Here is a 12756-nt window from a genome sequence, read left to right on the forward strand (position 1 = left end):
TCGGCAAAACGGAAAGCGAGGATGCCGCGGAACAGAATCGTTCCTACACGCTGCCTCGCTCTCGCAATCTTATCCTACGTTAAAATAACGTGCTTCTTTATGTGCAAATACAATCGCAGATACGGAAGCTTCCGGCTCCATCATGAATGACTCGGTCAACTCAACGCCGATATCCTCAGGCTTCAGCAGATTAAACAGCTTCGCTTGATCTTCGAGATTAGGGCAAGCTGGATAACCGAATGAGAAACGTTGTCCGATATATTTGGCTCCAAATCTTTCTTGCATCGTCATATCGACACGGTCTGCAATACCAACAACATCGCGCATAATGTGATGAACACGTTCTGCAAAGCCTTCGGCTACTTCAAGCGCTGTCGCTTGCAACGCATGGGATTTCAGATAATCCCCTTTGTCACGCCACTCTTTTGCCAATTCGTTAATATCATGTCCAGCTGTCACGAGTAGGAAACCTACATAGTCCATTTCGCCGCTTTCTACGGATTTCAAATAGTCAGCCAAGCAGAGGTACGGCTCTTTATCTTGCCGAGGGAATGTAAATGTCTCAAGCACCTTGCTCGTATCTTGCGGATCATAAATGATGACATCATTCCCGTTCGATTGTGCTGGGAAGAAACGATACATGCCGTGAGCCTTAATGATACCGTTATGCTGCGCTGCGTGAAGGATTGAATCTACCGTGTCCTTTAACTGAAGTGCTTTGGAATCCTTATCACTCAGCAGTTGCTCTACTTTACCCTTCAAACCAAGGTGATGACCTAACAGCATTTGCATGTTGACATAAGGCATCAAATGACTAATCGGGTAATCACGCATGATATGACGATCAGTATCTTGTGGCACCTGAACAGGTAGATCCTTAGAAACTGCAGAAGAACTCACACGCGTAAGCTGTGGCAGCTTCTCTTCTTTTTTCCCTGTATCCATAACATCGGATTCCAGGCTTTCACGAAGCTCTTGAATCAACCGTTTACGCTGCTCAGGGTCACTCAACTTGTTCGCGATATCCAAACCATCCATCGCATCCTTCGCATAAAGAACAACACCCTCATATTCCGGTTGAATACGTGTCTTGGTGAATTTCCGCGTAAGCGCAGCACCACCGACGAGAATCGGTACATCTACACCTGCAGTCTTTAAATCCTGCGCAGTGATCACCATTTGTTGTGCGGATTTAACTAGCAATCCAGATAGCCCGATCGCATCTGCTTGCTCTTTGCGATAAGCTTCAATGATTTGCTCCGGAGGTACTTTAATCCCTAAATTGATAATCTTGTATCCGTTATTGGATAGGATGATTTCAACGAGGTTTTTCCCAATATCGTGAACATCCCCTTTGACGGTTGCCAAAATAATTTTACCCTTCACGGCTGTCTCGGATTTCTCCATGAACGGCTCCAGGAAATTAACGGATGCTTTCATGACCTCAGCACTTTGAAGCACCTCAGCTACGATAAGTTCGTTGCCATTGAACAGACGCCCAACTTCCTCCATTCCCTTCATAAGCGGCCCATTGATGACCTCTAAAGGTGAATAAGTTTGAAGTGCAATCTCCAAATCCGGTATTAAGCCTTCTTTCGTGCCTTCAACAACATAAGAACCCAGTCTTTCTTCCAGAGATAAGTTCGAAATCTTCTCCTTCTTCTCGACCTTCTTCTCACGGAAATGGGCAACGAACTTCGCTAAGGTATCATCGTTCGTATTATAAATGAGTTCCTCTGCTAGTTGACGCTCTGTATCAGGAATCGAAGCGTACCGTTCTAGTTTCTCCGTATTTACAATGGCGTAATCAAGTCCCGCCTTCGTACAATGGTACAAATAAACAGAGTTCAGAACCTCACGACCTGCATCCGGTAAACCGAATGAGATGTTACTTAGTCCTAGAATCGTTTTAGCGAGAGGATACTTTTCCTTAATCAGCTTGATCCCCTCGATTGTTTCTACGGCAGAGCCAATGTATTGCGGATCTCCTGACCCAACTGGGAACATATTCGGGTCAAAAATGATATCCTCTGGATTCATGCCATATTTGCCTGTAAGAAGCTCATACGAACGTGTTGCCACCTCAATTTTGGCTTGACGGGAAACCGCCTGCCCACGCTCGTCAATTAAGATACAAACGACCGATGCCCCATAACGATGAATCAGAGGTAAAATCCCTTCGAATTTGCTCTCTCCATCTTCTAAGTTAATCGAGTTAATAATCGCTTTACCTTGCGAATATTTGAGCCCGAGTTCAATAATATGATCATAGGTGGAATCAATCATTAACGGAACTTTGACCTTTTTTACAACTTCTTGCATGAATTCTTCTACTGCATAAGCTTCATCAATGTCCGTATCCTGTAGATTAATGTCGATAACATGTGCGCCATTTTTCACCTGGTTACGCGCAATTTCAGAGCCCTCTTCAAATTTGCCTTCTTTAATAAGGCGTTTAAACTTCCTAGATCCGGAGATATTCGTCCGTTCTCCAACCATGATTGGTCGATTTTCCGGCTCGATATATACAGTCTCAATACCTGAAATCGCAGGTGGATGAGAACCGTATTCCCCTCTTGGTTTGTAATTGGCAAGTGTTTCTGCCATTGCTTGAATGTGAGCAGGCGTCGTTCCGCAGCAACCACCAGCAATATTGAGCCAGCCTTGTTCAGCAAAGCCAGCCATTTTTTTGGCCAAAGATTCTGGAGACTCATGATAATGCCCATTCTCATCCGGCAACCCTGCATTCGGGTAACAACTGATCGCTGTATCCGCAATACCGGAAAGAGTACGAATATGATCCCGCATAAATTCAGGACCTGTCGCACAGTTCAAGCCCATCGAAATTGGCTTTAAATGTTCAAGGGAAATATAGAAGGACTCAATATTTTGACCAGCAAGCGTTGTTCCCATCGGTTCAATCGTTCCCGAAATCATAATCGGAAGCTCTACACCTAACGTTTCAAAAGCTCTGCGAATCCCAATACTGCCCGCTTTAACGTTTAGCGTATCTTGGGATGTTTCCAGAAGCATAGCATCAACGCCTGTTTCGACAAGCGCAAGTGCTTGTTGATAGTAGCTTTCTTCCAGTTGTTCGAACGTCACGCCACCTGTCACAGACAAGGTCTTAGTTGTCGGTCCCATAGCACCTACAACGTAACGTGGCCATTCCGGTGTCGAATATTTCTCAGCGGCAGCAATCGCCAATTTCGCAGCTGCGATGTTCAACTCCCGATGACGGTCTTGCAAATCGTATTCCGCCAGTACGACACTCGTCGTCCCGAACGTATTCGTTTCTATCATATCAGCGCCAGCGGCGAAATAAGCTTCATGAATTTTTTGAATAACATCTGGGCGTGTGACACATAGAATTTCATTACACCCATCGAGATCATCACTTCCGAAATCATCAGCAGTCAAGTCCTCTTGCTGAATCATCGTACCCATGGCACCATCTAGGATCATAATCTTCTTCTTAAGCTGTTCTTGAATCGGTGGTTTCTTCATGTCAAGACTCCCTTTCAACTTTTCCTAAAGCAAAATATAAAAAACGACAAATTATGTTAAGATTTAGTGTAACAGAATACGGCTTCTATGAAAAGATTTTGAATTATGATAAATTCCTATAGGTTTTATCGGAAAAAATTATATCCTTCCATCGACAGTTAGCTTGATATCCTCTATAATATGGTTATATTTATTAATGAAAGAGGGATGTAACGTGGCACAAATTAGAATTCGAAATACAAATGAACGTATCGAGGGCGAAGATGAAGTTAAAGCCTTCTTAGATAGTCAAGAAGTCGTATACGAGCATTGGGATGCGAACAAACTTCCTGTAGCACTTCGCGAGAAATTCATTCTTAGCGATGAAGAAAAAGCAGAAATCATTTCCACTTATGAAGCTGAAATTAAAGATTTAGCTGCTAGACGCGGTTATGAAATTTGGGATGTCATCTCCCTATCTGATGTAACTCCGAATATTGAAGAGCTTCTAAAAAAATTCGAACAAGTGCACACGCACACTGAAGATGAAATCCGCGCTATCGTTTCTGGAAAAGGAATTTTCATCATCAAATCCGAGGAACTTGGTTATTTCGATGTTGAACTTGAGCCAGGTGATGTAATCTCTGTTCCTGAAAACACGAATCATTTCTTCACCTTGATGGATAACCGTGAAATCGTCGCTGTTCGCCTTTTCATCGAAAAAGATGGCTGGGTAGCTTACAACATTGATGATCCTGACTTTATTAAAGCATAATTGTTACGTTAACAGAATAAAGCCCAATAGCACTTCAGACCATTGCGTCTTAAGTAGCTGTTGGGCTTTATTTCTATACGAAATTAACCATTATTGATAATTGGTAAAATTTCTTGAAGTCGTGACACTTCATAAGCAGGTACGATCTCATCGCCACTTTGAAGCCCATGATGATTAATCCAAATGTTACGCATTCCAATGCTTCCTGATCCCAAAATATCTGTCGTCAGTTTATCCCCGATCATGATGCCTTCCTCCGCATTAATTTCAAGCAGATCCAGTGCATAATTGAAAATCGCCGCTGCTGGCTTTCCTTGTCCAAATTCTCCAGAAATCACGATATGATCAAAGTAAGCAGCAATCTTAGGAACCCCTGCTAGTTTCTCTTTTTGTAAATCCGGTGAACCATTCGTTAAAAGAAGAAGCTTGTAGTTGCCTTTCAACTCATCTAGAACACGGAATGTTTCTTCATATACATAGGGACGACTGCGGCGTTCGGCTGCAAACAATTCACCCAGCTTGTACCCTAACTCACGATCTTCAATCCCTAAACCTGCAAGCCCTCTGGTCCAAGATTCTGTGCGATAGCCAGGTGCTAGCTTCTCTAATTTGCGGAAGTTTTCATCCTCGCCTTGTGTGAAGTTAGCCCATAGTCCTTCAAACGGGTTAATCCCAATCATTTTGGTAAATGGGAACGTATCGAAAGATTCATATAAACTCCTTGCTTCTTTACGAACAGATGCTTCTAATTCCTCTGGGTTCAATCCATTAACTTGCTTCGCGGCTTCTGCGCATGTTGCAGCAAAAGCTTCCTCCACACTACGATCATCCCATAACAGTGTATCATCCAAATCAAATAGCACAGCTTTCAACGTCATCATTCATTTCCCCTTTGAATGTAGTATCTATTGTAGTAGGCTTATTTCTCTTCGTCAGTAAACTTTATGGAATCTAGTTGAACCTTCAGGTTACCCCTGAATGCATTAATATAGATTTTCCTTAGCTCATTTCGCTCATCAATCTCTGCATCCGTTAGGCCAACTGTCTTCGCTTTTCGAGCTAGTTCATTGATTCGCTCAATCGTCTTATCCATGCTGTCACTCATTGTAATCCTCCCAGTCAAAATTTCAATATGAGTACTACTTTGCCATCACCGATTAGGATTGTCAAGGATGCAACGCAAAGAGACATAGCAACAGACGGCTATGTCTCGAACAATCATCTATATAGTGAACTAGAAATTAGATCAATAAGGTAGTAGTAGAACTTGCCCCTCTTGCAATGAACTGTTCGATAAGTGATTAAATGCTCTCAATTTCTCGATGTAAGAACGCGTGTTCTCACCCTTCTTTTTGTGAGCTTCTGCAATCCCCCAAAGTGTATCACCACTTTGAATAACAACCTTCTCGCTTTGAGTAGCTTGCGCTGATGGTTGCGCGGAAGTGATCGGTGTAGACACGGTAACAGTACCATCACCTGCATAGGCTTGCACGATCGCACCGAACGAAAACACAGTTCCAAGAATTACTGCTATCAGCATGAAACGAAGTAGTAGCTTCGTATAACCCTGTTTTTTCGTCATCCCTTTGGATGCATGAGCAGTACCACGAAGTGTTGTTGTTGTTCCGTTAGATTGTGAATAAGCCATATACATATAATTCATCCCCCAAACATTTGTTCTGTTATTAGAATAACACGAACACATGTTTGAGTCAACCATTTCTCGAACTTATGTTTGTACGAACTCGGGTTCTATGTTATACTTTGGGTAATGATTCCCAGTATTGGAGTGATATCTTATGAGTAAAATTTCGCAGCGTCAACAAGCAATAATGGAATTCATTAAGAACGAAGTGAAAGATAAGGGCTATCCGCCTTCCGTTCGTGAAATCGGCGAAGCCGTTGGACTAGCCTCCAGTTCTACCGTACATGGCCATTTGGAACGTCTTGAGAAAAAAGGCATGATTCGTCGAGATCCTACCAAACCGCGTGCAATTGAAATTCTAGGGCTTGATGGTGCTGAATCCCAATTCGCTGTCTCCGTCGCTCGTGTTCCCCTTGTTGGTAAAGTAACGGCTGGTGTTCCTATTACAGCCACTGAGAATATCGAAGATTATTTCCCACTTCCTTCAAGTATGGTTGGTGACAACAACGTGTTCATGCTTAGCATTATGGGTGACAGTATGATTGAAGCTGGTATTCATAATGGCGACTATGTCATCGTTAAACAACAACAAACAGCGAACAACGGTGATATCGTTGTCGCAATGACAGAAGATGATGAAGCTACTGTTAAGCGTTTCTACAAAGAGAAGGATCATATTCGCCTTCAACCTGAGAACTCCGCTTTACAACCCATTCTTTTGAAGAATGTAACGATCCTTGGACGTGTAATTGGCTTGTTCCGGGATATGTAAGAACGGCAGATAACAAATAAAGCAAGGCTCTCAAAGTGAACTTTCACTTGAGAGCCTTGCTTTTTACCACATAAGAATTTATTAGTTTCCAGTACCCTGAAGAACAAATTCTTATTGGCGATAAAAACAACCTCTAAACGCGGTCGCTCATCCAAGGACTTCGATAGAAGTTTTTCTCACATTCAAAACGTCAATACCCAGTTCCCCGCACGGAAGATCGGTTCGATCGTCCCATCCACTAATTCCCCATCGATTTCAAGCTCCGCAGAACCAATCATGAAGTCTACATGTATCAAGGAGCTGTTCCCTCCGCGAGCCTTCAGCTCTGCATTTGACAACTTGGTACCATCCTTCAAATTAATCGGATAGCAGCTACCCAACGCTAAGTGACAAGAAGCATTCTCGTCAATGCCAGTGTTGTAGAAAATACGATTTAGATTAGAAATCGGAGAATCAAACGGTACAAGTGCAACCTCACCTAAATACCTCGCACCTTCATCCATATCCAGTAAACGTGCCAAATGGTCATAACCTACCTCCGCTTGGAAGTCCACAACCTTGCCCGCCTCGAACGTAAAGGTAAACCGATCCACTAATGCGCCATTAATATTCAGTGGCATTGTACTCGCTACCGTTCCACTAACACCTGTTCGGTTTGGAATGGTGAACACTTCTTCGGTCGGCATATTCGCTACATAGCGGACACCGCGAGCGTTCTCGTTATCTCCACCTAGCCAAATATGACCTTCCGGCAGCTCGACACGCAAATCCGTACCCGTTGCCCGATATCGCAAAGCTTTATAGCTTCTTTCATTCAATAAGCTATGCGTGGCCTTCAGCGTATCCAAATGGGACTGCCAAGCTACCACGGGGTTCTCTTCATATACACGGTTAATTTTGAAAATAGCATCCCACATCGCAGGAATACGCTGCTCCTCGGGCAAATCCGCATACACAATCGAAGCCCACGCTTCTGTAGGAGCTTTAATTAAACACCAGCTAAATTCTCCCGTACGCACATAGTGCTGATACTTGGCTCTTGCCGTTGATGCTGCTTTGGAAGCTCTTGAAATCAGACTGGCTTCAATACCATCGTATAAATTCGGATTCGGTACCTTAATGTTCAATAAGGCTCCTCCGTTTTCAACAAATCGTTCGAGCATCGTCGTGTACCACTCCGGGTAATAGTCCATTGAATCTTCTGATGCATAATCAAATTTATTCCGCGTAACGACATCATCCTGCCAATGCACATGGACATAATTTGCCCCAGCCTCATACGCTTTCTGAACGATTAATCTGGTTAAATCCAACGTTTCTATGGGAGCTTCAACCAACAAATCTTGACCTTTATTCAAGTTAACCCCGATCCGGATTACTAACTCTGCATACTTCTCTAAATTTCGATTGAAATTGTCCATAGTTCAATTATTCTCCTTCGCATTAAAAAGCCCATCAGTTCTCATAGACGAGACTGACGGGCTTTAGTTATCTAATTGTCATGTTCAAAACCTAGTACAGAGACAGGTATTGATCTCTTTCCCATTGGTGAACTTGAGTGCGGTACATGTCCCACTCAATTTCTTTCAATTCATAGAAATGTGCTAGCGCATGCTCCCCGAGCGTATCGCAGACAACATCATCACGAAGCAACTCGTCTAAAGCTTGTTTCAAGTTAAGAGGCAAGCTAGGAATGCCTTCAGCTTCACGCTCTTCTTCTGTCATCACATAAATGTTGCGATCTGTTGGCGGAGGAAGCTGCATTTTGTTCTTAATGCCATCTAAACCAGCTGCTAGCATAACAGCAAGAGCTAAGTAAGGATTTGCCGCTGGATCCGGGTTTCGAACTTCAACACGTGTGCTAAGACCGCGGGAAGCTGGGATACGAATCATTGGGCTGCGGTTACTAGCAGACCAAGCTACATAGCAAGGCGCTTCATAACCAGGAACCAGACGTTTGTATGAGTTAACAGTTGGGTTCGTAATAGCAGCGAAAGAACGCGCATGACGAAGTACACCAGCCATATATTGTCTTGCAACCGTGCTCAAGCCTAATTTGTCGCTCTCATCGTAGAAGGCATTCGTATCACCCTTGAACAAGGATTGGTGACAATGCATACCAGATCCATTCATACCGAACAATGGCTTCGGCATAAATGTAGCATGCAAACCATGCTGTCTAGCTACCGTTTTTACAACTAGTTTGAACGTTTGAATTTGGTCAGCAGCTTTAATCGCATCTGCATATTTAAAGTCGATTTCGTGCTGGCCTGGCGCTACTTCATGGTGAGAAGCTTCGATTTCAAAGCCCATTTCTTCCAGAGTTAGCACGATATCACGACGGCAGTTTTCCCCAAGATCCATCGGTGCCAAATCGAAGTATCCACCTTGGTCATTCAATTCCGTTGTTGGATTTCCTTTGTCATCTGTTTTGAACAAGAAGAATTCTGGTTCAGGTCCAACGTTCATTGCTGTGTAGCCCATTTCTTCTGCTTGCTTCAACGCATTTTTCAAAATAGCGCGCGGATCTCCAGCGAACGGAGTTCCGTCTGGCATATAGATATCGCAGATCAAACGAGCAACTTTGCTCTCCGTTACCCATGGGAAAATAACCCATGTATCTAAATCGGGATACAAATACATATCCGATTCTTCAATTCGCACATACCCTTCGATGGAAGATCCATCGAACATCATTTTATTATCAAGCGCTTTCTCAAGCTGGCTCAAAGGAATTTCAACGTTCTTAATACTGCCCATCAAGTCTGTGAATTGCAAACGGATAAAGCGAACGTTTTCAGCTTTGGCAATGCGAAGAATATCTTCTTTGGAGTAGTTATTGTTGTAAGTCACGCGTGCATTCTCCTCTCAAATGTAAGCGATTTGGCAACCTATTTGTAAAATCTGGAAAGCTGGCCTTGAATCAGTGAAACCTGGTCCGGGCGTTTACCCCCGCCAATCAATTGCTGCTTCAGCATTTTGTGCAATTGAGAGTCGGTTAATTCCTTACGCTTCACTTCCGTGTGCTCGTTAAGAATAGTTGCATCTTCAGAATCCTTATCTACAGGGATAAGAACCTGCTTGATACCCGCAATGTTAACACCTTTTTCAATCAAATCTTTAATCTCAAGAAGACGTTCCACGTCATTAAACGAATAGAGCCGTTGATTTCCAGCTGTTCTAGCTGGGATGATTAATTCGTGTTGCTCATAGTAACGAATTTGTCTTGCCGTTAGATCTGTCAGCTTCATGACGATCCCAATGGGGAATAACGCCATATTCCTACGTATTTCATCACTCATGCTAATCACTCCTGGTCAGTAAGTACCTCATTCTCATTGTACCTTTCTAACAAAAACGTGTCAAGGAGTGTCAGGTTTGTTCACAGTTTAAATTTTCACAGTAATCCCTTGTCTTCCATATGTTGGATAGCAGTTAGTACACCTAACTTGCAATGTGAGTAGGTCAAACCGCCTTGCATATAAGCGATAAAAGGTTCACGAATCGGAGCATCCGCTGACAGCTCTAAGCTGCCACCTTGAATGAACGTCCCTGCTGCCATGATAACAGGATGCTCATACCCAGGCATGTCCCAAGGCTCGGGTACGACATGCGAATCGACAGCAGACGCCTTTTGAATGCCTTGCACGAAAGTAATCAAATGTTCCGCTGATGTGAAGCGGATCGCTTGAATCAAGTCCGTCCGCTGCACATCCCAGCGCGGTGAGCTGACAAAGCCGAGGTCTTCGAATATCGCTGCCGCGAAGACCGAGCCCTTGACGGCTTGCCCCACCAAATGCGGGGCAAGGAATAGCCCTTGAAACATGGCTCGCGTCGCGCCGAGCATGGCTCCGACCTCGCCCCCAATGCCGGGGGCGGTCAATCTGTACGCGGCGAGCTCCACGAGGTCGCGTCGCCCGGCGATATAGCCGCCCGAAGGGGCGATGCCGCCGCCGGGGTTTTTGATCAGCGAGCCGGCCATCAGATCGACGCCAACCTGCGTCGGCTCCTGCGGCTCAGTGAATTCACCATAGCAATTGTCCACGAAGACAATGAGCTCTGGGTTGATCTCTTTGACAAAGCGGACCATTTCGCCGATTTGTTCGACCGTGAACGACGGCCGCCAAGAGTAGCCGCGGGAACGCTGGATGCCGATCACCTTCGTGTTCGGCTGAATGGCTGCCGTGATTGCCGGCCAATCTGGCGAGCCGTCTTCCAGAAGCGCGACTTCACCATAGCCGATGCCGAAGTCTTGCAGGGAGCCCGTGCCGTCGCCAGGTTTACCAATGACCTTGTGCAACGTATCATAGGGCTTACCTGTGATGTAAAGTAGATGTTCGCCAGGACGCAAAACACCGAACAAAGCCGTACCTATCGTATGTGTCCCCGATACAAAGTGTGGCCGAACCAGTGCTGCTTCTGCCCCCATAGCATCGGCATAGACTAGATCAAGCACTTCTCTGCCTCGATCATTGTAGCCATAACCCGTCGAAGAAGCAAAATGATAATCACTTACTTTATGTGTTTGGAAAGCACGTATAACTTTCCATTGATTTAGATCGATCGTTTTCTCAATTTGACGAAAAGCGCTCTCTACACGCTGCTCCGCTCTTTCCATTCTGGCAATAACTTTTTCCCCGAAATGCATCTTAGTTGCTCTCTCCCTCGTTCTCATCCTGCTCTGGCTTCGCTGAAGACTGATCGTATTCTACAAGCAAATAGGCCTGTTTCACATAATCTTCCTTGTTCACACGAACCTTGAAGATCATGTCTTCCCCATCCACATCGGTCTCAAGCACCTCACCAATACGATACATGAGGGCAATGATATCCCCTTTATTGGCTGGAATGCGGAATTCTTTGCTATCGCCCATCAGCTTATCTTCAATCGTAATACGAAGACGTTCTAAATCCTCAGGTGTGTAAGCACTCACCTTCATGAACTCACCTTGGTCAGACAGCAATTCCCGCTCTTCTTTTGAGATAAGATCAATTTTGTTGAAGACAGTGATCTGTTCCTTCTGATGGGCGCCTAGCTGCTCTAGTACCTCTCCAACAACACGCATTTGCTCGCCCCGCATATCTGTGGAACTATCCACCACATGCAGAATCAAATCTGCCTCATTCGCCTCTTCTAACGTGGCACGGAACGAAGCAACTAGATCATGGGGTAGATTTTGAATAAAGCCTACTGTATCTGTGAGGACGATTTCCTTGCCGCTTGGCAATATCATTGTCCGTGACGTCGGATCTAACGTAGCGAAAAGTTGGTTCTCAATATAGACGTCTGCTTGTGTTAATTGTTTCAATAACGTGGACTTCCCTGCATTGGTATACCCAACTAACGCAACTTGAAAAACACCACTTTTCTTACGACGTTCCCGATGCAAAGTACGATGACGCACAACTTCTTCCAGCTGCGCTTTCAGTTCATCAATACGTCCGCGGATATGTCGACGATCCGTTTCCAGCTTCGATTCCCCTGGTCCTCTTGTCCCGATGCCTCCACCCAAACGCGACAAGTTTTTGCCTTGCCCTGACAGTCTAGGTAGGAGATAGCTTAGCTGCGCTAATTCAACCTGGATAATGCCTTCACGTGTTTTGGCACGCTGTGCGAAAATATCCAAAATGAGCTGAGTACGATCGATAATTTTCACATCAAGTGCTGCTTCCAAGTTACGAACCTGCGCACCTGACAATTCCTGATCGAAGATCGCCGTATTCCCACCAAGCTCTTCCAACATCAGCTTTAACTCTTCGACTTTCCCTTTCCCAATAAACCACTTGGTATCCTTAGCTTCTTTGTTCTGTGTCATCGTATCCAGCACCTGAACGCCAGCCGTTTCTGCCAGCTTCACAAGTTCTTGCAACGAGTATTCAGCCAGCAGCTCATTTTTCTTCTGCTTCTGTGTAACCAAACTGACGAGCACCGCTCTGTCGTCGATTTCTTTTTCTACCATATGTGAAGTTGTTTTCATAGTCGTCTCCTTTACTTCCTGCAAAATGCTTAAAATGACTGAAATAAGGCCTATTTGGCCTATTCCTTCATCATTGTGGAGGAAATGATTAGGAAAGTCA

Annotated in this window: 11 protein-coding genes; 2 read left to right on the forward strand and 9 right to left on the reverse strand. The window is 44.5% G+C overall.

The features are described from left to right. Positions 1-69: 69 nt before the first annotated feature. Positions 70-3507 (reverse strand): methionine synthase, encoded by a 3438-nt coding sequence (gene metH, locus L6I86_RS04590; RefSeq protein WP_056620915.1) that lies wholly within the window; start codon positions 3505-3507, stop codon positions 70-72. Between the two features lie 214 nt (positions 3508-3721). Between metH and L6I86_RS04595 the strand changes: the two genes are divergently transcribed. Continuing rightward, positions 3722-4261, forward strand: a complete 540-nt coding sequence (locus L6I86_RS04595) for a 1,2-dihydroxy-3-keto-5-methylthiopentene dioxygenase (RefSeq protein WP_236285013.1) — start codon at positions 3722-3724, stop codon at positions 4259-4261. A gap of 83 nt (positions 4262-4344) precedes the next feature. Here the strand turns inward: L6I86_RS04595 and L6I86_RS04600 are convergent, their stop codons facing one another. The 3 genes from L6I86_RS04600 to L6I86_RS04610 form a co-directional block, all read right to left on the reverse strand. After that, positions 4345-5139, reverse strand: a complete 795-nt coding sequence (locus L6I86_RS04600) for an HAD family hydrolase (RefSeq protein ID WP_236285015.1) — start codon at positions 5137-5139, stop codon at positions 4345-4347. Between the two features lie 41 nt (positions 5140-5180). Then, positions 5181-5366, reverse strand: a complete 186-nt coding sequence (locus L6I86_RS04605) for a DUF896 domain-containing protein (RefSeq protein ID WP_056620911.1) — start codon at positions 5364-5366, stop codon at positions 5181-5183. A gap of 141 nt (positions 5367-5507) precedes the next feature. Continuing rightward, positions 5508-5909: a LysM peptidoglycan-binding domain-containing protein gene (locus L6I86_RS04610; RefSeq protein WP_236285023.1), complete on the reverse strand. Its 402-nt coding sequence runs from the start codon at positions 5907-5909 to the stop codon at positions 5508-5510. Positions 5910-6060: 151 nt separating this feature from the next. Between L6I86_RS04610 and lexA the strand changes: the two genes are divergently transcribed. Beyond that, positions 6061-6678: a transcriptional repressor LexA gene (gene lexA / locus L6I86_RS04615; RefSeq protein WP_056620907.1), complete on the forward strand. Its 618-nt coding sequence runs from the start codon at positions 6061-6063 to the stop codon at positions 6676-6678. Positions 6679-6860: 182 nt separating this feature from the next. Here the strand turns inward: lexA and L6I86_RS04620 are convergent, their stop codons facing one another. The 5 genes from L6I86_RS04620 to hflX form a co-directional block, all read right to left on the reverse strand. Next, positions 6861-8099, reverse strand: coding sequence for an aminopeptidase (locus tag L6I86_RS04620; RefSeq protein WP_236285025.1), 1239 nt, complete (start codon positions 8097-8099; stop codon positions 6861-6863). A gap of 91 nt (positions 8100-8190) precedes the next feature. Beyond that, on the reverse strand, positions 8191-9531 hold the full coding sequence (gene glnA / locus L6I86_RS04625) for a type I glutamate--ammonia ligase (RefSeq protein WP_236285032.1): 1341 nt from the start codon (positions 9529-9531) through the stop codon (positions 8191-8193). Positions 9532-9569: 38 nt separating this feature from the next. Continuing rightward, complete coding sequence (locus tag L6I86_RS04630; RefSeq protein WP_047676992.1) at positions 9570-9980, reverse strand: MerR family transcriptional regulator; 411 nt, start codon at positions 9978-9980, stop codon at positions 9570-9572. Positions 9981-10075: 95 nt separating this feature from the next. Further along, positions 10076-11326: a methionine gamma-lyase family protein gene (locus L6I86_RS04635; RefSeq protein ID WP_236285034.1), complete on the reverse strand. Its 1251-nt coding sequence runs from the start codon at positions 11324-11326 to the stop codon at positions 10076-10078. Position 11327: 1 nt separating this feature from the next. After that, a complete protein-coding gene (gene hflX / locus L6I86_RS04640) occupies positions 11328-12656 on the reverse strand; it encodes a GTPase HflX (protein WP_236285045.1) in 1329 nt (442 codons plus the stop codon). Positions 12657-12756: the final 100 nt, after the last annotated feature.

The organism is Paenibacillus allorhizoplanae (assembly GCF_927798215.1).
Lineage (GTDB): Bacteria > Bacillota > Bacilli > Paenibacillales > NBRC-103111 > Paenibacillus_E > Paenibacillus_E allorhizoplanae.